The 20,200-nt window shown below is 74.4% G+C and carries 16 protein-coding genes; 5 read left to right on the forward strand and 11 right to left on the reverse strand.

Features of this window, described 5'->3' with window-relative positions; all coding sequences use genetic code 11:
* Positions 1-3: 3 nt before the first annotated feature.
* Complete coding sequence (locus Ae150APs1_RS14970; protein WP_075298252.1) at positions 4-1,380, reverse strand: ATP-dependent 6-phosphofructokinase; 1,377 nt, start codon at positions 1,378-1,380, stop codon at positions 4-6.
* A gap of 134 nt (positions 1,381-1,514) precedes the next feature.
* Here Ae150APs1_RS14970 and Ae150APs1_RS14975 point away from each other — a divergent pair, with 134 nt between their 5' ends.
* Entirely contained in the window at positions 1,515-2,303 is a 789-nt protein-coding gene (locus Ae150APs1_RS14975) for a 5'/3'-nucleotidase SurE (RefSeq protein WP_075298255.1), read from the forward strand.
* Positions 2,304-2,324: 21 nt separating this feature from the next.
* Here the strand turns inward: Ae150APs1_RS14975 and Ae150APs1_RS14980 are convergent, their stop codons facing one another.
* The 7 genes from Ae150APs1_RS14980 to Ae150APs1_RS15010 form a co-directional block, all read right to left on the reverse strand.
* Entirely contained in the window at positions 2,325-2,921 is a 597-nt protein-coding gene (locus tag Ae150APs1_RS14980; protein WP_075298258.1) for a superoxide dismutase, read from the reverse strand.
* A gap of 44 nt (positions 2,922-2,965) precedes the next feature.
* The gene (locus Ae150APs1_RS14985; RefSeq protein WP_010230264.1) at positions 2,966-3,406 is read right to left on the reverse strand and encodes a hypothetical protein; all 441 of its coding nucleotides are present in this window, start codon (positions 3,404-3,406) and stop codon (positions 2,966-2,968) included.
* A gap of 81 nt (positions 3,407-3,487) precedes the next feature.
* Positions 3,488-4,951 carry a fused MFS/spermidine synthase gene (locus Ae150APs1_RS14990; protein ID WP_075298260.1) on the reverse strand — a complete coding sequence of 488 codons (1,464 nt, stop codon included), beginning with the start codon at positions 4,949-4,951 and terminating at the stop codon, positions 3,488-3,490.
* Positions 4,952-4,996: 45 nt separating this feature from the next.
* Complete coding sequence (locus tag Ae150APs1_RS14995; protein ID WP_075298262.1) at positions 4,997-5,950, reverse strand: NADP-dependent oxidoreductase; 954 nt, start codon at positions 5,948-5,950, stop codon at positions 4,997-4,999.
* 228 nt (positions 5,951-6,178) lie between these two features.
* The gene (locus Ae150APs1_RS15000; RefSeq protein ID WP_060574582.1) at positions 6,179-7,339 is read right to left on the reverse strand and encodes an acyl-CoA dehydrogenase family protein; all 1,161 of its coding nucleotides are present in this window, start codon (positions 7,337-7,339) and stop codon (positions 6,179-6,181) included.
* Positions 7,336-9,417 (reverse strand): biotin carboxylase N-terminal domain-containing protein, encoded by a 2,082-nt coding sequence (locus Ae150APs1_RS15005; RefSeq protein WP_170918178.1) that lies wholly within the window; start codon positions 9,415-9,417, stop codon positions 7,336-7,338. Before Ae150APs1_RS15005 ends, Ae150APs1_RS15000 begins: the two co-directional genes overlap by 4 nt.
* A gap of 14 nt (positions 9,418-9,431) precedes the next feature.
* Entirely contained in the window at positions 9,432-11,018 is a 1,587-nt protein-coding gene (locus Ae150APs1_RS15010; protein ID WP_075298265.1) for a carboxyl transferase domain-containing protein, read from the reverse strand.
* Between the two features lie 215 nt (positions 11,019-11,233).
* Here Ae150APs1_RS15010 and Ae150APs1_RS15015 point away from each other — a divergent pair, with 215 nt between their 5' ends.
* Positions 11,234-11,923: a response regulator transcription factor gene (locus Ae150APs1_RS15015; protein ID WP_060574579.1), complete on the forward strand. Its 690-nt coding sequence runs from the start codon at positions 11,234-11,236 to the stop codon at positions 11,921-11,923.
* Positions 11,924-11,941: 18 nt separating this feature from the next.
* Here the strand turns inward: Ae150APs1_RS15015 and Ae150APs1_RS15020 are convergent, their stop codons facing one another.
* Positions 11,942-14,038, reverse strand: coding sequence for a HAMP domain-containing sensor histidine kinase (locus Ae150APs1_RS15020; RefSeq protein WP_139316922.1), 2,097 nt, complete (start codon positions 14,036-14,038; stop codon positions 11,942-11,944).
* Between the two features lie 95 nt (positions 14,039-14,133).
* Here Ae150APs1_RS15020 and Ae150APs1_RS15025 point away from each other — a divergent pair, with 95 nt between their 5' ends.
* Positions 14,134-14,727 carry a TetR/AcrR family transcriptional regulator gene (locus Ae150APs1_RS15025; RefSeq protein WP_075298269.1) on the forward strand — a complete coding sequence of 198 codons (594 nt, stop codon included), beginning with the start codon at positions 14,134-14,136 and terminating at the stop codon, positions 14,725-14,727.
* Between the two features lie 7 nt (positions 14,728-14,734).
* Here Ae150APs1_RS15025 and Ae150APs1_RS15030 read toward each other — a convergent pair whose 3' ends face one another.
* The gene (locus tag Ae150APs1_RS15030; protein ID WP_075298271.1) at positions 14,735-16,663 is read right to left on the reverse strand and encodes a heavy metal translocating P-type ATPase; all 1,929 of its coding nucleotides are present in this window, start codon (positions 16,661-16,663) and stop codon (positions 14,735-14,737) included.
* A gap of 100 nt (positions 16,664-16,763) precedes the next feature.
* Here Ae150APs1_RS15030 and Ae150APs1_RS15035 point away from each other — a divergent pair, with 100 nt between their 5' ends.
* Together Ae150APs1_RS15035 and Ae150APs1_RS15040 are read left to right on the forward strand one after the other, a co-directional pair.
* A complete protein-coding gene (locus Ae150APs1_RS15035) occupies positions 16,764-17,081 on the forward strand; it encodes a metalloregulator ArsR/SmtB family transcription factor (protein WP_010223576.1) in 318 nt (105 codons plus the stop codon).
* A 77-nt stretch (positions 17,082-17,158) separates the two neighbouring features.
* Complete coding sequence (locus Ae150APs1_RS15040; RefSeq protein ID WP_075298272.1) at positions 17,159-18,004, forward strand: alpha/beta hydrolase; 846 nt, start codon at positions 17,159-17,161, stop codon at positions 18,002-18,004.
* On the opposite strand, the gene Ae150APs1_RS15045 is transcribed toward Ae150APs1_RS15040, so the two are convergent.
* Entirely contained in the window at positions 18,005-19,915 is a 1,911-nt protein-coding gene (locus tag Ae150APs1_RS15045; protein ID WP_075298274.1) for a DICT sensory domain-containing protein, read from the reverse strand. It lies immediately after the preceding gene.
* Positions 19,916-20,200: the final 285 nt, after the last annotated feature.

Genomic DNA, 20,200 nt, shown 5'->3' on the forward strand with positions numbered 1-20,200 from the left:
GGCTCAGGTGTGCGGCGCCCGCGTCGGCGCCCCGGAGTCCTCCCCGAACCGCCACGGCTGCCCGGTCGACTCCAGCACCGCCATCCACAGGTCGCCGTGCGGGTCGACCTGGTTGCGCCGGCTCACGGCGAGGGTCATCGGGATGTGCACGAACCGGCGCCGGACCCGCCCCACCACCATCGACGTCCGGCCCGACATCGCCGCGTGCACCGCGGCCTGGGACAGCCGGACCGTGTAGACGCTGTCGTACGGGTTCGCCGGCACGCTGCGGATCAGGTAGCTGGGGTCGACGTAGCGGACGGTCGTCTCCATCCCGGCGTCGGCGAACGCGTCGCTGATCTGCTCCCGCAGCCACGGCCCGACGTCGGCGAGCTTGGCGTTGCCGGAGGCGTCGGTGCGGCCGATCGGCGGCAGCAGCTCCTGCCCCGCCCCCTCCGCCACGACGACGACGGCGTGCCCGCGCTGCTCCACCCGTCGTCGCAGGTGGTGCAGCAGGCCGGTCTCGCCGTCGAGCTCGAACGGGACCTCCGGGATCAGCACGGCGTCGGCGTCGGACCGGACCAGCGACGCGTAGCAGGCGATGAAGCCGGAGTGCCGGCCCATCAGCTTGACCAGGCCGACCCCGCCGGGGGTGGACTTCGCCTCCACCGTCACCGACCGGATGGCCTCACTGGCCTGGGAGAACGCCGTCTGGAAGCCGAAGCTCTGGTCGATGAAGGGGATGTCGTTGTCGATCGTCTTCGGGATGCCGACGACGGCGATCCGCAGGCCCCGCTCGGCCACCACCCTGGCGATCTCCATCGCCCCGCGCATCGTGCCGTCGCCGCCGATCACGAACAGCACGTTGAGGTGCATCTGCTCGAGGCAGTCGACGATCTCCTCGGGGTCCTGCGGGCCGCGGGAGGTGCCGAGGAAGGTGCCGCCGTCGACCGGGATGTCGCGCACCGACTCCGGGGTCAGCTCGACGACGTCGTGCCCGTAGGAGGAGACGAAGCCGCGGTAGCCGTTGCGGAACCCGACGACCCGCCGGACGCCGTAGTGGTAGGTCAGCGTGCGCACCAGACCGGCGATCACGTCGTTGAGGCCGGGGCACAGGCCACCGCAGGTGACGATGCCCGCCCGCGTCTTGGACGGGTCGAAGTAGATCTGCCGGCGCGGGCCGCACGGTTCGAGGCCGGGCAGCTCCTCGACGTCGACCCCGCGGGCCTTGAGCCCGGCGGCGGTGTCGTCGAGCAGGACGCGGTCACCGGCGTCGACGTAGTGCTCGGTGGTGCGGCGGGCGTCGAGCAGGGGAGCGAGCGGTGAGGTGATGCGGGCGGGCCCGAGAGTGTCGATCGCCAGGTCGCCCGGCGTGATGCTGCTGTACTCCCAGGTCGTCACGCGCTGTCCCACTCCCTGTCGGTGTATCGATCCCGTAGCGGGGTCAATCGTGGCCTACCGGGACGGGGCCGTCGATCGGGGCCCCGGTGGGTGTGACCGCGCTCGCCCGGCCGGGACGCGCCTAGGCTGGGCCGGTGCCCCTCGCCCTGATCACGAACGACGACGGCATCGACTCCCCCGGGCTGTACGCACTGGCCAGGGGTGCGCGCGACGCCGGGTACGACGTCGTCGTCGCCGCCCCCGCCGCGGACGCGAGCGGTGCGGGCGGCTCCGTCCGGTCCGTCACCGACGACGGCCACACCGCCGTGCACGCCCGCGACGACATCGGCGAGCTCGACGGGATCGAGGCGTGGGCGGTCGCGGCCGACCCGGCGTACATCGTGCACGCGGCCGGGCAGGGCTGGTTCGCCCGCGAGCCGGACGTCGTGCTGTCCGGGATCAACGTCGGCGCGAACACCGGCGCCCAGGTGTTGCACTCGGGCACGGTCGGGGCGGTGCTCACCGGGGCGCTGCACGGCTGGTCGGGCATCGCCCTGTCGCTGGCCTGCGGCCTGTCGACGCCGGCCGAGCCGAACTGGGCCACGGTGACCGGGCTGCTGCCCGAGCTGCTGGAGCGGCTGCGGTCCCGTCCCGCCGGGACGCCGTGGACGGTGAACGTCCCCGACGTCCCGGCGGCCGGGCTGCCGCCGCTGCGGGAGGCCGCGCTCTGCGCGACCGGCGCGGTGCGGGTGCGGGTGGCGCACCGGGCGCCGGAACGCGGCCCCGACGGGGTGCGGCCGGGCGGGTTGCGGACGTTCGTCTCGGAGGACCACTCCGAGGCGCTGCCCGGCACCGACGTGGCCCTGCTCGCCGCCGGCCACCCGACGGTCACCGAGCTCGCCCCCATCGGCTCCCGCGCCGGGGGCACCGGCTACCCGGCCTGAGCCGGGCCGTCCCGCCCCCCGTCAGCCGCGCGCGGCGGCGAAGCGCTCGGCGGCGTCCGCCCAGTCGACGACGTTCCACCAGGCCTTGACGTAGTCCGGCTTCACGTTCTTGTACTGCAGGTAGAACGCGTGCTCCCACATGTCGAGCAGCACGATCGGGGTCTGCCCGGCGGGGAGCTGGGACTGCTGGTCGTAGAGCTGGTGGATCAGCAGCTTCTGCCCGAGCCGGTCGAAGCCCAGGATGGCCCAGCCGGAGCCCTGGATGGTGGTGGCGGCGGTGAAGTGCGCCTGGAACGCGTCGAACGACCCGAAGTCGTTGTCGATCGCGGAGGCGAGGTCCCCGGTGGGCTTGTCGCCGCCGTCCGGGGAGAGGTTCTTCCAGAAGGCGGAGTGGTTGACGTGCCCGCCGAGGTTGAACGCGAGGGTCTTCTCCAGGCCGACGATGGCGCCGAAGTCGTTCTTCTCCCGGGCCTCGGCGAGCTTGTCGATGGTGCCGTTGAGGCCCTGGACGTAGGTGTTGTGGTGCTTGGAGTGGTGCAGTTCCATGATCTCCGGCGCGATGTGCGGAGCGAGTGCGCCGTAGTCGTAGGGCAGGTCCGGAAGCGTGTACTCAGCCATGGACGAAGCCTCGGACCTCTACCCGGCTTCAGGTCAAGTGTGACCTAGTTCTCGTCGCGCCCGGTCAGCGCCTGCTCGAGCTCGTCGGCCAGGTGCACGACCTGCCGGAACGGGAACTCGAAACCGTCGAGCGCCGCGGGGCCCAGCGGGATCGAGTGCCGGTACACGATCACGCCCTCCTCGGCCGCGAGCCCGCCCACCACCGACGGGCCGGCCAGCTCCAGCGCCTTCGCGAGGTCGACGTCGCCGAGCCGGGCGACCGGCGACTCGATCTGCACCCACACCTGGTCCGGGTCGGCGACGGCCGCGGCGGCGTCGGTCACCTCGACGCCCGGCCGCGCGGCGGCTTCCCGGATCCGCTTCACGACGACCAGCTGGGTCCGGTCCCCGGTCGTCGGGAGCCGGAACCGGAGCTCGTCGGCGGTCTGCCGGACGATCTCGTACCGCACCACCACGTAGGAGTGCAGGTCTTCCCAGGTCGCCACAGCGGATTCCCCTCGTGAGTCACGTGCCTCCGGCGAACGCGACCCTAGCGTGATCCGGCCCGCGGCCACCCGGGACCGGGCTCAGCCCTCCAGGCCGGTGGTGATGAGCTGGTCGACCGGGGCACGGTCGTCGGTCAGCACCGGCGCCCCGGCGGTGAACGCGGCGGTGCGGGCCGGGTCGAGCACCGCGCCGGGCTCGCCGCTGCGGGCGACCGCGGCCTCCAGCGCCGCCGGGTCGACCGGCCGGTCGGACGCGACGACCACGACGTTCCCGCCGCCGCCCGGTGCGAGCTCGTCGGGCCGGGCCACCAGCATCGTCGTGCCGAAGCTGCCGTCGACCGTCGCCGTCGCGGCGCGCAGCAGGTCCAGCGGGTCGCGGTCGATCACGTTGAGCACGTAGAGCCCGCCGGGACGCAGCACCCGCTGCACCTCGGCGAGGAACTCGCGGGTCGACAGGTGCCACGGCACCGAGCGGGCGCCGAACGCGTCGCCGACGACGAGATCGGCCGAGTCGTCGGGTCGCTCGGCGAGCCCCACCCGGGCGTCGCCGGTGCGGACGGTCGTCGCCGGGATCGCACCGGCGTCCAGCTCGCGCACGCCCAGGTCGACCACCCCGCGGTCGAGTTCCAGCACGGCCGAGGTGCTCCCCGGCCGGGTCGCGGCCAGCCACCGCGGCACGGTGAGCGCCCCACCGCCGACGTGCACGGCGTCCAGCGGCCGTCCCGGCGGGAACGCGGTGTCGACCGCGGCCGCGAACCGTTTCGTGTAGGCGAACTCCAGGTGCGCGGGATCGCCGAGCCGGACGTAGGAGTGCCGGAGGTCGTCGAGCACCAGGTAGCGCCCGGCCGGGTCGTCCGGGTCGGGCTGCACGGACGCGCAGTAGTAGGTGGTGTCGGCGTCGCACCGGCCCGGGACGGCGACGAGCGCGACGGCGAGCAGGACCGCCGCCGTGCCGCCCCGCAGCAGGTCCCGGCGCCGGCGCCACGGCGCGACGACGAGCCCGAGCACCAGGCACGCGGCGGCGGTGACCAGCAGGATCGCGCTCACCGGCAGCAACGCCACCAGCACGAACCCGGTCAGGAAGGTGCCGGCGAGGGAGCCGACGGTCCCGGCCGCGGACAGCCCGCCGACGACCTCACCGGAGCGGTCGAGACCGGTCAGCCGCGCCTTCGTGACGGCCGGGGTGACCGCCGACAGCGCGGTCACCGAGACCAGTGTGGACGCCGCGACGAGGAGGACCGCCGCGTACGGCCCGGCGCCCAGCAGCGGGCCGAGGAGCCGGACGATCGGGCGCACGGCGAGCGTGCCGAGCCCGCCGATCACGAGCATCAGCGCCGCGACGGCCACCGAGTCGCGCTCGTCGGCCCACTTCCCGCCGAGCGCGGCGCCGGCGGCGATCCCGGCCAGCGCCACCCCGATCACCGCGGTCGTGGACTCCAGGGTCAGCCCGACGTACGGGGCCACCAGCCGCGTCGCGAGGGTCTCGACGACGAGGATCGCCGCTCCGGAGACGACGACGGCGGTCCGGGCGAGGGCGAGGCGCACCCCGTCATCGTGCCCGGCCCGCGCGCCGCACCCCGGTGGCGGGGTTCAGTCCCGGCGCAGGCGCAGCACCAGCTTGCCGGTGTTCTCGCCGCGGAACAGGCGCAGCAGGACCTCGGGGAAGTCGTCCACGGTGCCGTCGACGACGTCCTCCCGGCTGTGGATGCGGCCCTCGGCCAGCCACCCGGCGAGCTCGGTGCCGGCCTCGCCCCACCGGTCGACGTAGTCGCCGACCAGGAAGCCCTCCATCCGGGCCCGGTACACGAGCAGGTTCATGTAGTTGCGCGGGCCCTGCATGCCGCTGTCGGAGTTGTACTGGCTGATGGCGCCGCAGATGACGACGCGTGCGTGCATCGCGAGCCTGCCGAGCACGGCGTCGAGGATCTCCCCGCCGACGTTGTCGAAGTAGACGTCGACGCCGTCGGGGGCGAGCTCGCGCAGCCGCTGCGACACGTTCTCGGTGCGGTAGTCGATCGCGGCGTCGAAGCCGAGCTCGCCGGTGACCCAGGAACACTTCTCCGGCCCGCCGGCGATGCCGACCACCCGGGCACCCCGGATCTTCGCGAGCTGCCCCACGACGCTGCCGACCGCGCCCGCGGCACCGGAGACGACGACGGTCTCCCCCTCCTTCAGCGCACCGACGTCGAAGAGCCCGAACCAGGCGGTCATGCCGGTCATCCCGAGCAGCGCGAGGTAGCGCTCCGGCGGGACCTCGGCGGTGGGCCGCACCTTCTGCAGGCCGGAGCCGTCGGTCTCGACGTAGTCCTGCACGCCGAGCACGCCGGTGACGGTGTCGCCGACGGCGAAGCCCGGGTGGTTCGACGCCACGACCTCGCCGAGGCCCAGCGCCCGCATGACGGAGCCGATCCCGACCGGCGGGGCGTAGGACTTCCCCTCGTTCATCCAGCCGCGCATCGCCGGGTCCAGGGAGACGTGGCTGACGCGGACGACGAACCGCCCCTCGCCGGGCTCCGGGACCGGCTCGGAGGTGTGCTCCCACACCTCGGGGCCGGGGAGCCCGGTCGGGCGGGCGGGCGAGGCGTACCTGGTGGTTGAGGTCGTTACCCATGGGTACCGGTCTACCCGCGCAGCGCGCCCCGCACCCCATCACAGTCATCACCCGGCCCCCGGGAATGTCGTTCACCCACCGAACGAACCCCGCCCCGCTCACCGGTTCCGCCGGTGCTCACGCGATCGGGCGAGCGCCGACGGAACCCGTGAGCGTCTGCGCTACAGGCCCAGGTGGCGGGCTATCAGGAGTTTCTGGACCTCTGAGGTGCCTTCGCCTATCTCCAGGATCTTCGCGTCGCGGTAGAAGCGGCCGACGGGGTACTCGTTCATGAAGCCGTAGCCGCCGAAGACCTGCGTGGCGTCGCGGGCGTTGTCCATCGCCGCGTTCGAGGCGACGAGCTTCGCGATCGCCGCCTCCTTCTTGAACGGCTCCCCGTCGACGAGGAGCCGGGCGGCGTGCTGCCACGCGAGCCGGGCGGTGTGCACCCGGGCCTCCATCTCGGCGATCTTGAACTGGATCGCCTGGTAGCCACCGATCGTCCGGCCGAACGCCTCCCGCTCACCGGCGTAGCGCACCGACTCGTCGACGCAGCCCTGGGCCAGCCCGACCGAGAGCGCGGCGATCGCGACCCGGCCCTCGTCCAGGATGGACAGGAACTGGGCGTAGCCGCGGCCGCGCTCCCCGAGCAGGTTCGCCTCGGGGACGCGGACGTCGTCGAAGAACAGCTCGCGGGTGTCCGAGCAGTTCCAGCCGACCTTGGAGTACTTCCCGCCGACGGTGAACCCGGGCGTCCCGGCGGGGACGAGGATCGCCGAGATCTCCTTGCCGCCGTCGGGCTTCTCGCCGGTCACGGCGGTGACGGTGACGACCGAGGTGATGTCGGTGCCGGAGTTGGTGATGAAGCACTTCGACCCGTTGATCACCCACTCGCCGCCCTCGAGACGGGCGGTGGTGCGGGTGGCACCGGCGTCGGACCCGCCGCCGGGCTCGGTGAGGCCGAACGCGCCGAGTGCCCGCCCGGCGGCGAGGTCGGGCAGCCAGCGGGCCTTCTGCTCCTCGGTGCCGAAGCGGAGGATCGGCATGGCACCGAGCCCGACACCGGCCTCGACGGTGATCGAGACCGACGAGTCGACCCGGGCGAGCTCCTCCAGGGCCAGGCAGAGCGCGTAGTAGTCGCCGCCCATGCCGCCGTAGGACTCGGGGACGGGCAGGCCGAACAGGCCCATCGCGCCCATCTTCGCGGTGATGTCGTACGGGAACTCCTCGCGGATGTAGAGGTCCCCGATGACCGGGGCGACCTCCCTGCGCGCGAACTCCTCGACCGAGACCCGCAGTGCCTCGTACTCCTCGGCGGAGGTCCGTCCGGTGGCGGTGGTCATGCCGACTCCTCCTTCTCGGGAGCCGCCTCGACGACCAGCAGCACCGCGTCCTTCGCGACGGTGGCTCCGGGGCGGGCCCTCAGCTCGCGCACCGTCCCGTCGACGGGGGCGGTGAGCACGTGTTCCATCTTCATGGCCTCGACGACCACCAGCGTCGCGCCGGCGGTCACGGTGTCGCCCTCGGCGACCTCGACGACGGTCACGGTGCCCGGCATCGGCGAGACGACCGGGCCGCCGTCGTCCTCGGCGGCGGTGCGGGCTACCTCCAGTGGCTCCTGCTCGCGGACGCCCCAGGCGTGGCCGTCGCGCCCGATCCAGAGCACCCCGTCGGACGCCTGGGCGACCGCGTAGCGGCGGGTGCGGCCGTCGTGGGTGTGCTCGACCGCCCCCGGTCCGACGGCGGCGGTGCGGCAGCGGTGCACCGGTGCGGCCCCGGTCGCGGACGCGGGGGTCGCCCCGTCCTCGCCGTCCCGGCCGGGCAGTGCCAGGTCGAACCCGGCGGCGCGGCCGCGGACCCGCACCTCGGCGGCGTCCGCCCCGGCGGCGACCAGCCGCCGCACGGTCCAGGCCGGCTCACCGACCCGCCAGCCGCCCGGGACGTCGAACGGGTCGACGACCCGCGGTGCCTCGGACGGCGACACCGGCTCCAGCCGCAGCAGCGCCTGCCCGGCGACCGCGCCGAGCACGTCCTCGGGGACGCCGGTGTCCACCAGCGCCGCCCCGCGCCGCGCGATCAGGCCGGTGTCGAGCCGGCCGGCGCGGACGTCGTCGTCGGCGAGCAGTGCCCGCAGGAACGCCACGTTGGAGTCGAGCCCGAGCAGGACCGTGTCGCGCAGGGCGCCGTCGAGCCGGCGCAGCGCCTCGTCGCGGGTGGCGCCGTGGGCGATCACCTTGGCGAGCATCGGGTCGTAGTCCGAGCCGACGACCGTGCCGGTCGCGATGCCCGAGTCGACCCGCACCCCGGCGGCCGGGCTCCAGTCGAGCACCGGCCCGCCGCTCGGGAGGAAGGTCAGCGCGCCGTCGTGCACCGCGGTCGACTCGGCGTAGACCCGGGCCTCGACGGCGTGGCCGGTCAGCACGACGTCGTCCTGACCGATCGGCAGCGGCTCCCCGGCGGCGACCCGCAGCTGGAGCTCGACCAGGTCCAGGCCGGTGACCTCCTCGGTGACCGGGTGCTCGACCTGCAGCCGGGTGTTCATCTCCAGGAAGAAGAACTCGAGATCGGACGCCGCCCGGTCACCGCTCACGATGAACTCGACGGTCCCGGCGCCGGTGTAACCCACAGCGCGGGCCGCCTCGCAGGCCGCACGGCCCATCTCGGCGCGCTGCGCGTCGGTGAGCAGCGCCGACGGCGCCTCCTCGATGATCTTCTGGTGCCTGCGCTGCAGCGAGCACTCGCGCTCGCCGAGGTGGACGACGCCGCCGTGGGCGTCGGCCATCACCTGGATCTCGATGTGGCGCGGGGTGGTGACCAGGCGCTCGACGAGCAGGGTGTCGTCGCCGAACGAGCCGCGGGCCTCGCGCCGGGCCCCGGCGATGGCGTCGGCGAGGCCCTCCGGGGAGTGCACCTCGCGCATGCCCTTGCCGCCCCCGCCGGCGCTCGGCTTGAGCAGGACCGGGTAGCCGATGTCGGCGACGACGGCGGTGAGCTCGTCGTCGGACAGGCCTGCCCCGTCGGAGCCGGGCACGACCGGCACCCCGGCCTTGGCGACGGTCTGCTTGGCGCGGATCTTGTCGCCCATCGCCTCGATCGCCGACGACGGCGGCCCGACGAACGCGATCCCGGCCTGCTCGCAGGCGGTGGCGAACGCGGTGTTCTCGGACAGGAAGCCGTAGCCGGGGTGGATCGCCTGCGCGCCGGTGGCCCGGGCCGCGGCGATCACGTTCTCGATCGACAGGTAGGACTCGGCGGCCGCGGCGGGCCCGATCCGGACCGCCTCGTCGGCGGCGCGGACGTGCGGGGCGGAGGAGTCGGCGTCGGAGTACACGGCGACGCTGCGCACGCCGAGCGCGCGCAGGGTGCGGACGACCCGGACGGCGATCTCGCCGCGGTTGGCGACCAGGACGGTGTCGAACATGCGGCTCACGGCCCTCACATCCGGAAGACGCCGAAGGCCGGGTCGGCCAGGGGCGCGTTGGCGGCGACGGACAGGGACAGGCCCAGCACCGTGCGGGTGTCGGCGGGGTCGATGACGCCGTCGTCCCACAGCCGGGCGGTGGAGTAGTAGGGGTGGCCCTGCGCCTCGTACTGGGCGCGGATCGCGTCCGGATCGGCGTTGCCGACGGTGCCGAGCACGGTCGCGGCCTGCTCCCCGCCCATGACGGAGACGCGGGCGTTGGGCCACATGAACAGGAACCGCGGCGAGTACGCCCGCCCGCACATGGCGTAGTTCCCGGCGCCGAACGACCCGCCGATGACGACGGTCAGCTTCGGCACCCGCGTCGAGGCGACGGCGGTGACCATCTTGGCGCCGTTCTTCGCGATCCCGCCGGCCTCGTAGTCGCGGCCGACCATGAACCCGGAGATGTTCTGCAGGAACACCAGCGGGATCCCGCGCTGGTCGCACAGCTCGACGAAGTGCGCGCCCTTGACCGCGGACTCGGAGAACAGGATCCCGTTGTTCGCCACGATCCCGACCGGGTGGCCGTGGATCCGGGCGAAACCGGTGACCAGCGTCGTGCCGTACTCGGACTTGAACTCGCCGAACCGGGAGCCGTCGACGACGCGGGCGATCACCTCGCGCACGTCGTAGGGGGTCCGTGAGTCGGCCGGGACCGCGCCGTAGAGCTCCGCCGGGTCGACGGCCGGGGCCTCGGTCGGCGCGACGTCCCACGGCCGCGGGGCGCGCGGGCCGAGCGTGCCGACGATGGCCCGGACCCGCTGGAGGGCGTCGGCGTCGTCGGCGGCCAGGTGGTCGGTCACCCCGGAGGTCTTCGAGTGCAGGTCCCCGCCGCCCAGCTCCTCGGCGGTGACGACCTCACCGGTCGCCGCCTTCACCAGCGGGGGGCCGCCGAGGAAGATCGTGCCCTGGTTGCGGACGATCACCGCCTCGTCCGACATCGCCGGCACGTAGGCGCCACCCGCGGTGCAGGAGCCCAGCACGGCGGCGATCTGCGGGATGCCCTGCCCGGACATCTGCGCCTGGTTGTAGAAGATCCGGCCGAAGTGCTCGCGGTCCGGGAAGACCTGGTCCTGCTCGGGCAGGTAGGCGCCACCCGAGTCGACCAGGTAGACGCAGGGCAGCCTGTTCTGCAGCGCCACCTCCTGCGCCCGGAGGTGCTTCTTGACCGTCATCGGGTAGTAGGTGCCGCCCTTGACCGTCGCGTCGTTGGCGACGATCACGCACTCGCGACCGGCCACCCGGCCGACACCGGTGATCATCCCGGCGCCGGGGGCCTGGTCGTCGTACATGCCGTGCGCCGCCATCGGCGACAGCTCCAGGAACGGCGACGACGGGTCGACCAGCGAGTCCACCCGGTCCCGTGGCAGCAGTTTGCCGCGCTCCACGTGGCGGGTCCGCGACCGCTCGGGTCCGCCCAGCCGGGCCGAGGCGAGCTGCGCGTTCAGGTCCGCCACCAGGTCGCGGTGCGCGGCGGCGTTCGCCGCGAACCCGTCGCCGGACGGGTCGACCGCCGTGCCGAGCCTGGACGCTCCCTGCGCCGCTTCCGGGACCACCATCCGTACCTCCTGTTAACGACCGTTAACAGGTTAGCGCTCGTTAACGTGGTTCGTCCAGCACCGGTCCCCGTCTCAGGCCCGTCACAGCGTCGGCGGAGCACACTCGTCGTACGACCGATGGGGAGGAGCGCCGATGAGGGTCCTCGGGCGTCCGACACCGCTGTTCCTGCAGGCCACCGTCCGTCACGGGCGGGCGCGGACACTACGGTAGAAGCGTGCGTCTGCTACTGGTCGAGGACGAGAAACCGCTCGCCGAGCTCGTCCGGCGGGGCCTGGCCGCCGAGGGGCACGAGATCGAGCTCGCCCACGACGGCAACACCGGCCTGCAGTACGCGTTGTCCGGCCGGCACGACGTGATCGTCCTGGACATCATGCTCCCGGGCCTGTCCGGCTACCGGATCCTGCAGCACCTGCGCGACCGCGGCGTGTGGACCCCGGTGCTGATGCTGACCGCGAAGGACGGCGAGTACGACGAGGCCGACGCGTTCGACCTCGGCGCCGACGACTACCTGACCAAGCCCTTCTCGTTCGTCGTACTGCTGGCCCGGCTGCGGGCACTGCTGCGGCGCGCCGGGGAGTCGGCACCGACCGTCCTGCGCGTCGGGGACCTGTCGCTGGACCCTGCGACCCACCGGGTGCACCGCGGCGACGTCGAGATCTCCCTGACCCCACGCGAGTTCGGGGTGCTGGAGCACCTGATGGCGCACCCGGGGCAGGTCGTGACCAAGACCGACATCCTGCGGTCGGTGTGGGACGCCCACTACGACGGCGAGGTCAACGTCGTCGAGGTCTACGTCGGCTACCTGCGCCGGAAGATCGACGCGCCGTTCGGGACGCACAGCATCGAGACGCTGCGCGGCGTGGGCTACCGGATGTCCGAGCCCGCCGCCGCACCCCCGGCCTGACCCCCGGGGACCGCCGGATCAGCTCCGGCGGTCGTCCGGGCGGCGCGGGGCCGGGGCCCGCGACTCCCCGGACCGTGCCGCCTCGCCCTGGGCCGTCTCGGCGCGGGCGGCACCGGTCCGCGTCCCGCCGTTCCGGGTCGCCACGGCCGTGCCGCCGCGCGGGCCGGTGCCGGCTCGGACCACCGGGAGCGGACGGGTCTCGTTCTCGTCGGCGGGGCTGCCGACGGTGTCCGGACGGATCGGCAGCGGACCGGTCGGCGGGTCGTTCCGGCGCTGCGCCCGGCCGGCGTCCTGCTCCGGGCGGGGAGCCCCGGGCGACGGACGCGTGGCGCCGCCGCCCGCGGACGTCACCTCGGGGGTGACCCCGTTCCCCCCGGCCGGGGTGGCCGTCCGGTTCGCCTCCGCACCGGCTGCACCGGCTGCACCAGCCAGGTCGACCGCACCGGACGCGCCGCCGGAGGGCGCCGGACCGGAGGGCGCCGGACCGGGCTTGGCGGGACCGGAGTGCGCCCCGGCCGGGATCTCCAGGATCCTGGGCAACGGGCCGGACGGGCGGTCGTCACGCAGGTCGGGGTCCGGCTCGGACGCCCCGGACGGCTCGGACTCGTCGTCCGGCTCGGGGACCGGAGCCGCGACGACCGCCGGGAGGGTCACCCGGAACCGGGCACCGCCCAGCTCCGGCGACTCCAGGGCCGCCACCGTGCCGCCGTGCGCGGCGACCAGCTCGGACACGATCGACAGGCCCAGGCCGGAGCCGCCGTCGCCGCGCGAACGGGCCTCGTCGAGGCGGACGAACCGCTCGAACACCCGGGCCCGGTCGGCCTCGGGGACACCGCAGCCGTCGTCCTCGACGTCGATCACCGCGGTGGCGCCGTCGGTCCCGACCGACACCGTCACCGTCGACGTCGCGTGCCGCTTGGCGTTGTCGACGAGGTTGCGCACCACCCGGACCAGCTGGCCGCGGTCGCCGACCACCCGGGCCGGCTCGGTCGTCACCCGGACGGCGACGGCCGTCGCCCCGGACGGCCGGACCCGCTCGGCGTCGGCGATCTCGTCGAGATCGACCTCCTCGCGGCGGGGCGCGAGCCCGCGCTCGTCGGCCCTGGCCAGGAACAGCAGTCCCTCGACCAGACCGGTCAGCCGGGCGGTCTCGCCGCGGAGCGTCTCGACGGTGGCCCGGTCCGCCGACTCCTCCGCCATCCCGGTGCCGAGCAGCTCCAGGCCGGTGGAGACCGTCGCGAGCGGGCTGCGCAGCTCGTGGCTGGCGTCGGCGACGAACCGCCGCTGGGTGGCCTGTGACGACTCGATCCGGCCGAGCATCTGGTTCATCGTGCGGGCGAGCCTGCCGACCTCGTCCCGCGACGCCGGCTCGGGCACCCGTTCGGACAGGTCCTTCTCACCCATCCCGGCGACCCGCGACCGCATCTCCTCCACCGGGCGGAGCGCGCGGCCTGCGAACAGGTAGGTGAAGAACCCGGCGACCAGCACCAGGACCGGGATCCCGCCGGCGGCCAGCAGCCCGACGGTCTCGACGGCCTGGTGCACCGGCTTGAGGTCCTGCGCGGCGTAGACGGTGATCGGCCGCCCCTGGGCACGCGCCCCGAGGCCGACGACCATCATGTTCTCGGTCGCCGTCTCGTCGTCCCCGACCTGGTCGGCGCCGTTGCGGTAGGTGATCGGGACATCGGCCTCGGACCGCGTCTCGCCCGGCGCCAGCAGCCACGGCACGATGGGGTCGGCCTCGTCGAGCGGATCGGACGAGCCGATGATCTGGACGTCCTTCTGGGCGCCGTTCGAGCCGACCATCCAGTCCGGGGCGTTGGTCTCGTCGCTGTAGGCGGTGGCGATCTGGACGATGTCGGTGCGCTTGCCGGTCGCGTCGATGGCGTTGCGCTTGGGATCGCTGCTGCCGGAGAAGTTCGCTTCGACCCGGGTGGCGAGCTGCTGGGCGGTCTGCTGGAGGGCGTCGCGGGTGTTGGCCTTCAGCGTCTGGTCGAGCACCAGGACCAGCGACACCCCGGCGACGACGAGCACGAGCGCGACCGCCGCCGCGGCGGCGAGCGCGGACGCCGCGCGCACGCCGGTGCGCTCGCGCAGCCGGCGCAGGGTGCTCATCACACCGACGAGGGTATCGCCGACGACCTGTGCGGATCCTGAGACGATCCGCACGGCGGTTAACAACCGTTAACCCGGAGCGGTACGCTCGTGCGATGGCCGCCCCGGAGTCCGCCGGCCCCAGCCGGCGCGAGCAGATCCTCGCCGAGGCGGCACGCCTCTTCGCCCGGCACGGCTTCCACGGCGTGAGCATCGCCGACCTGGGAGCGGCCGTCGGGGTCAGCGGGCCCGCCCTCTACCGGCACTTCCCGGGCAAGGAGGCGCTGCTCGCCGAGATGCTGATCGACATCAGCGAGCGGCTGCTGGAGGGCGGCCGCGCCCGGGTCCGGCACGACGATCCGCGGGCAGCGCTGGCGGACCTCGTGGACTTCCACGTCGAGTTCGCCACCCGCGAGCCGGAGCTGATCGTCGTGCAGGACCGGGACCTGGCGAACCTGCCCGACGAGGCACGCCGCACCGTCCGGCGGCTCCAGCGCACCTACGTCGAGCTCTGGGTGGACACCCTGCGCCGGGTCCACCCGGGCGTCCCGCCGTCCGAGGCGCGGACCGTCGCGCACGGCGTGTTCGGGCTGCTCAACTCGACGCCGTACGCGCCACGGGTGGACCAGCCGGCCCCCCGGGGCGCCGACGCCCGGGTCGCCGTCCTGCGCCGGATGGCGCTGGCCGCCCTGGACGCCGCACCCGTCTGACCGCCCGTCAGACCCCGGCGCCGACCCGGTCCTCGACCGGCGCCGCGGCCGTCCGCCCGCGCCGGTCGTCGCGGCGCGCGCCGACGAGCAGCCGCAGCCCGTTCAGGCACACCAGCACCGTCGAGAGCTCGTGCCCGGCGACGCCGACGACCAGCGGCAGCGTGCCGACCAGGTCCCACCCGACCAGGACGACGATCACCGCGGCGGCGAACGCCAGGTTGGCGCGCGCGATCCGCCGGGCCCGGCGCGCGAGGGCGACCAGCGGGGCGAGCGAGCCGAGCGGGTCGCGGGTCAGCACGCCGTCGGCCGCCTCCAGCGAGAGCGCCCCGGCGCCGTCCGAGACGACCAGCCCGACGTCGGCGGACGCCAGCAGCGGCGCGTCGTTGATGCCGTCGCCCGCGGCCAGCACCCGGTGCCCGACGTCCTGCCGCTCCCGCACGACGTCGACCTTGTCCGCGGGCAGCAACCCGGCACGCACGCGGGTCAGGCCGAGCCGGTCGGCGAGCACCCGGGCCGGCCGCAACGCGTCACCGGTGAGGACCTCGGGCTCCCCGCCGACCACGCGTCGCACGTCGGCGAGGGCCTCGGCCGCGCCCGGGCGGGGCTCGTCGGCGAGCCCGAGCACGCCCACCGGCGCCCCGTCCACCAGCACGACGACGGCGGTCCGCCCGGCCTCCTGCACCTCACCGACCAGCGCGCCGGCCGGCCCGCCCGGGGCGTCGAGCAGCTCGGGCCTGCCGACGAGCACCTCGTGCCCGCCGACCGACGCCCGCACCCCCTCGCCGGGGACCGCCGCGAACCCCGTCGCGACGGGCAGGTCGAGGCCACGGTCGAGGGCGTGCCGGCGCACCGCGCGGCCGAGCACGTGCTCGCTGCCCACCTCGGCCGCCGCCGCGAGGGCGAGCACGTCGTCGGTGGAGCGGCCGCCGAGCGCGGTGGCCGCGACGACCTCCGGCCGGCCGGAGGTCAGGGTGCCGGTCTTGTCGAGCACGACGGTGTCGACGTCGGCGAGCGCCTCGAGCACGGTGACGTCCTTGACCAGCGTGCCGCGACGGCCGGCCACCGCGACGGCCGCGAGCAGCGGCGGCATCGTCGCCAGGACGATCGCGCACGGCGACGCGACGATCATGAACACGATCGCGCGGAGCAGGGTCTCCTCGAACGCGGCACCGAGCAGCAGTGGCACCGCGAGCAGCAGCACGGTCGCCACGACGACGATCACCGAGTACCGCTGCTCGACCTTCTCGATGAACAGCTGACGGTTCGCCTTCGTCCCGGCGGCGCGCTCGACCTGCGCCGCCACCCCCGCGACGACGGTGTCCGCGGCGTCGCGCAGCACCCGCACCCGCAGCACGCCGGTGCCGTTGACGGTGCCGGCGAGCACGTCGTCGCCGGCCTCACGGCGGACCGGCACCGGCTCGCCGGTGAGCGCCGCGGTGTCCACCTCGGACACGCCGTCGAGCACCCGGCCGTCGCCGGGGATCCGCTCGCCGGGCCGTACGACGACGGTCTGGCCGGCGACCAGCCCGGCCGCGGGGACCCGCCGCTCGGTCCCGTCCTCGACCAGCGTGGCGGTCTCCGGCGCGAGATCGAGCAACGAGTCGATATCGGCCCGGGTCCGCGCCGTCATCACCGCCTCGAGCGCACCGGACGTCGCGAAGATGACGATGAGCAGGCCGCCGCCGAACCACTGGCCGATCGAGGCCGCGGCGGCGGCCGCCACGACCATCAGCAGGTCGACGTCGAGCCGCTTCTCGGCCAGCGCCTTCACTCCCTCCACCGCGGGTTCCCAGCCGCCCAGGACGTAACAGGCCAGGTAGAGGGCCACCACCACGGACCAGGCTGCCCCCGCGAGCGACAGCCCGGTGGCGGCGAGGAAGGCCAGCAGGGCCGCCCCGGCCCAGCGGACCTCGGGCAGTGCGAGTGCGGTGCGCATGCGAACGACAGTACCTGCGTATGCATGAAGATAAGCAAGCAGACATCCAGCTGGTGAGACGACGGGCCATCCGCGCAGCTCCGCAGGTATCCTCGGCGTCGTGCACGAGTCCATCCCCGGCTTCGCGATGCCGCCCGAGGACGACGTCCGCCGCGCCGCGGACGCGCTGCGCATGCTGTCCGACCCGACCCGGATCAAGATCCTCTGGGCGCTACTGCAGGGCGAGACCTCGGTCGCCTGCCTCGCCGAGCTGGTCGGGGCCGCCCCCACCGCGGTGAGCCAGCACCTCGCCAAGCTGCGGCTGGCCGGGCTGGTCGAGAACCGGCGGGAGGGGACGTTCGTCTACTACACCGTCGAGGACCCGACGATCCGCGCCGTGCTGGAGCGCGTCCTGCAGCGCGAGCCCGCCGGGCACTAGGGGAATACACCCGCCCGCGTCCGGGTATCACCTTCCGAAGAGTTGCGCACGATCGATCTTCAGGAGGAGTCCGCTCCATGCCCCAGCTCAGCGTCGGCAACCAGAACGGCACCCCGGTCGAACTCCACTACACCGACCAGGGCTCCGGCGCCCCGGTCGTCCTAGTCCACGGTTGGCCGCTGTCCGGCCGGTCCTGGGAGAAGCAGGTCCCGGCACTGGTCGAGGCCGGTCACCGGGTCGTCACCTACGACCGCCGCGGCTTCGGTGGGTCCTCCCAGCCGTGGGACGGCTACGACTACGACGCCTTCGCCGACGACCTGCACGCCCTGCTCGTCCACCTGGACCTGCGCGAGGCGACGCTGGTCGGCTTCTCGATGGGCGGCGGCGAGGTCGTCCGCTACATCGCGAAGCACGGCACCGACCGGGTCGCGAAGGCGGTGCTCGCCGCCGCCGTGCCGCCCTACCTGTACAAGTCCGACGACAACCCGGACGGCGGGCTCGACGACGCCACCATCGAGCAGTTCCAGGCCGGCGTGACCGGTGACCGGATCGCGTTCCTCGAGGAGTTCACGACGGGCTTCTTCGCGGCCGGGGACCGGACCGACCTGATCAGCGAGCCGAACCGGCTGTACCACCGGGCGATCGCCGAGTTCGCCTCGCCGAAGGGCACGCTGGACTGCATCACCGCGTTCGGCCGGACCGACCTGCGCGGCGATGTGCAGAAGGTGTCCGACGCGGGCGTACCCACCCTGGTGATCCACGGCGACTCGGACGGGATCGTGCCGTTCGAGGTCTCCGGCAAGCGGTCCCACGAGTCGATCAAGGGCGCGCAGCTCGCGCTGATCGAGGGCGGGCCGCACGGCCTCAACGCCACGCACGCCGAGGAGTTCAACCGGGCGCTGCTCGGCTTCCTCGCGGGCTGATCACCACCCGGCACGGTCGCCCGTGTCGGACAGGTCGGTGAACACGTCGTCGCGCGCCCGGTCGTCGCCGTTGCCGGTGGAGCCGGGCGCGAGACGCCGGAGCGCCTGCTGCGCGGCGTTCCGCGGGTCGTCGTCGGTCCTGCCGGCGCCGGACCCGGCGTCGAGGTAGGGCCGGGGGCGGGACACCGGCGGCGTCTGCTGCGGCTCCGGTGCGTGCGCGTGCGCCGGCGGGCCGACGGAGTCGTGACCGGTGCCGCCGGGCCGGCCCGCGGTGCCGACGCGGGTGGGCGGCCAGGAGCGGTACGGGGCGCCGCCGTCGTCGACCGGCGGGGCCCGGTGCGTCCCCTCGGCCGAGTCCCGGTGCTCCGGTGCGGACGGGCTCTCGTACGGGGTGGGACGGCCCGCCTCCGGGCGCCGGCCCGCGCCGGGGACGTCCCACGCGCCGATCCGGTCGTCCTGCACGCCGGAGCCCTCTCCCGTGGCCCCCGCGTCCGGGGATCCGGTCGTGGCGTCGTGCCCCCGCGCGGCGGCGCCCCCCGCGCGGTCCGGTCCGTCGCTCTCCTCCGTCGTGGCGACGGGGAGCTCCGACCGGCCCCCGGACTCCGCGAGGCCCGTCGCGGACTCCGCGAGGCCCGCCGCCGCGACCACGATGCGGTCGCCCGCGGGGGTCTCGCCGGCGTCGACGGGGCCGTGGCCCGCCGGGTCCTCGGGGAGGTGCCCCAGCGCGGCACGCAGGTCGTCGACCGGGAGCGGCCGCGTCCGGGTGCACATCAGCGCCACCCGGCCGTGCAGCGGAACGCCCGGGTACCCGTGCGAGGCCAGCTCCAGCTGCTCGCCGACCCGGTCGCACACCCCCGCCAGGTGCCGCTCCGACGCCCCGGGCAGGACCAGCGCGAACCGCCGCTCCGACAGCCGGACCGCGGTGTCGACCGGCCCGAGCGGCTGGGTCAGCGCGGCCGCGACCTGGTGCGCCGCGAAGTAGGAGGCCCGGTCGTCGTCGCGGACCCGGTCGCCGCTCAGCCCGGGCAGGTCGAACAGCGCGACCCCGACCGGGAGCGCCTCCGGCCCCGCGGTGTCCGTCCAGCGGTTCAGGACGTCGGCGGTCGGCAACCCGCTGGCGGGATCCACGACGGCGGCGGTGCGGGCGGCCGCGGCCTGCTGCGCGTCGGCCAGCTGGGCACGGAGCTCGCGGGTACCCGCCCGGACCGACAGCAAGCGGTCGATCATGTGGTTCAGCGAGGTGGTCGCCCAGGCCTCGCCCGGCGTGCCGGACGACGCGGCCGGGTCGCCGCCGGCCGGCATCGACCGGGCGAGGAGCTCGTCGATCGTGCGCCGGATCGTCGGGTCGAGCCGGTCGCCGAGGGCGAACCGCAGCCGGGCCAGCTCGCTGCCGGCCTGCGCGCGGGAGTAGCCCCACCGGCCGAGGAACACCCGGCCCGCCTCGGGACCGCTCTCCTGCGGGTCACGGGCGTGCTGGTCGGTCGCGACCAGGAATGCACCCGCCTCGGGACCCGCGGCGACGACCGTCCACTCGTCGGCCAGCGGCTCGTCCGGGTCGAGGGTGACGAGATGGATCCCCTCCGGGACGTCGTGCGCGCTGCCGTCGACGAACCCGACGACGACGTGGATGCCCGCCTCGGCCATCCGCGCGTAGACCTCGCGCTCGCGGTCGAAGAACGGCAGCCGCTGGAACAGCGCCACGACGACGGTCGGGTCGATCCGCGGCCCGGACATCACCGCACGCTCGATCGAGTGCGACAGGTGCACGAGCAGCCGCTTCGACGACGGCTCGGGCGTCGCGCCGGACGCGCGCTCCCACGCCTCCCGGCGCCCCTCGGACAGACCGTCGACGTAGGCCTGTTCGGCAGCCACCCGGACGGCGTACGCGAGCGGTCCCTCGGTGCCGGACATGGGCGGGCCCCCTGATCGTCTCCATCGACGGATCCGAGCGGTGGATCACGCCGTGTGCCGACCCAACAACCGCGAGTGGCCTGCGGCAACCTGGGGGCGCCCCCCTGGGGTGGACCCGCACCGGCCTGCGACCAGCGGCTCCACCCGTCGGCGGCCGGAGTTACGGCCGATCAGCGGCCACTCCCGCGCGACGAGCGGAGCCTCCGCCCCGGACAGCGCATCCCAAACCTGCTCCGATCGCTCCAGTACGTCGCAGAGAGCGATCGATGATGCCGAAGCATCACC

Origin of the sequence: Pseudonocardia sp. Ae150A_Ps1 (assembly GCF_001932315.1) — a bacterium.
In the GTDB taxonomy this organism is placed as follows: Bacteria; Actinomycetota; Actinomycetes; order Mycobacteriales; family Pseudonocardiaceae; genus Pseudonocardia.

What these genes read in the sequence shown, in the direction of transcription:
- Ae150APs1_RS14980 (WP_075298258.1), bottom strand. Translation starts at nt 2,921, where the DNA reads ATGGCTGAGTACACGCTTCCGGACCTGCCCTACGACTACGGCGCACTC.
- Ae150APs1_RS15000 (WP_060574582.1), bottom strand. Translation starts at nt 7,339, where the DNA reads ATGACCACCGCCACCGGACGGACCTCCGCCGAGGAGTACGAGGCACTG.
- Ae150APs1_RS15005 (WP_170918178.1), bottom strand. Translation starts at nt 9,417, where the DNA reads ATGTTCGACACCGTCCTGGTCGCCAACCGCGGCGAGATCGCCGTCCGG.
- Ae150APs1_RS15010 (WP_075298265.1), bottom strand. Translation starts at nt 11,018, where the DNA reads ATGGTGGTCCCGGAAGCGGCGCAGGGAGCGTCCAGGCTCGGCACGGCG.
- Ae150APs1_RS15020 (WP_139316922.1), bottom strand. Translation starts at nt 14,038, where the DNA reads ATGAGCACCCTGCGCCGGCTGCGCGAGCGCACCGGCGTGCGCGCGGCG.
- Ae150APs1_RS15025 (WP_075298269.1), top strand. Translation starts at nt 14,134, where the DNA reads ATGGCCGCCCCGGAGTCCGCCGGCCCCAGCCGGCGCGAGCAGATCCTC.
- Ae150APs1_RS15030 (WP_075298271.1), bottom strand. Translation starts at nt 16,663, where the DNA reads ATGCGCACCGCACTCGCACTGCCCGAGGTCCGCTGGGCCGGGGCGGCC.
- Ae150APs1_RS15040 (WP_075298272.1), top strand. Translation starts at nt 17,159, where the DNA reads ATGCCCCAGCTCAGCGTCGGCAACCAGAACGGCACCCCGGTCGAACTC.
- Ae150APs1_RS15045 (WP_075298274.1), bottom strand. Translation starts at nt 19,915, where the DNA reads ATGTCCGGCACCGAGGGACCGCTCGCGTACGCCGTCCGGGTGGCTGCC.